General features: G+C 61.3%; 1 pseudogene. It reads right to left on the reverse strand.

Annotated elements, in window-relative coordinates:
* Positions 1-895, reverse strand: a pseudogene (locus AWM79_RS14150) (RHS repeat-associated core domain-containing protein); the annotation flags it as partial.

Raw genomic sequence — 895 nt, forward strand, 5'->3', positions numbered from 1 at the left:
ACGTCGCCGAGGCCATCGACCCGCGCCAGTGGTTCATAGCCTTCGTCGACATACAGGTAGAGGCTGGTTTGGGTATTCTTGTGTTCCTGCAATAGCCGCAAGCCATCCCAGGTAAAACGGGTTTCGCCCAGCAAATAGCCGTTGTGGTTGTGTTCGGTCTTGCCGATGCGCCGACCCAGCGGGTCGTAGGTCATGCGCACCACGGTTTCGCGGGCGCCGTCCTGGTTGTGGACTTCGATCAGGCGGTGTTCGGCGTCATAGGCAAAGCGTTGTACGCGGTGGCTGGCGCTGCGTTTTTCGATCATGCGGCCAAAGCCATCGTAGCGATAGCGTTTGTCCTGATAGGTCAGCAGTTTGTTGTGCAGCACCCGTCCCGCGCTCTGTTGCTGGCCGTTGAGCAGGTTGGCGGCGGCGTCGTAGGCGAAGGTTTCGCTATGGCCCCGTGGGTTCTCCTGGGTGGCGATGATTCGGTCCGTGGCGTCGTAGTGCAGGTGTTGGTCGCGGCGGATTTTTTGGTCTTTGTCGCGCTCGTCACGGAGGATCAGGTTGTCGAGGACATCGTATTCGAAGTATTTCTGTCGGGCGGGCGCCAGTATCACGGGATAATGGGTCGGGTGGCGTTGTCGTGAGCGCAGGCGTCCGCACCGGTCGTATTCGCTGCGGGTGTTGAGTTGCCCCTGGGTGCGCGAAAGCTCGCGGTGCAGGCGGTCGCGTTCGAAGTCGCTGATGACCTCGCCGTCGAGGTTGAGTTGGTGCAGGTGGCCACTGCCGTAATACAGCCGATTGAGCCAGCGGCCATCGGGTAGCTGCGTCTGGCTCAGGTTGCCCAGTTCGTCGTAGTGATGCTGCAAGCTGCCGGCTGCGCTCTGTTCCTCCAGCAACCGGCCGAGGGCGT

Origin of the sequence: Pseudomonas agarici (assembly GCF_001543125.1) — a bacterium.
GTDB classification, from domain to species: Bacteria; Pseudomonadota; Gammaproteobacteria; order Pseudomonadales; family Pseudomonadaceae; genus Aquipseudomonas; species Aquipseudomonas agarici.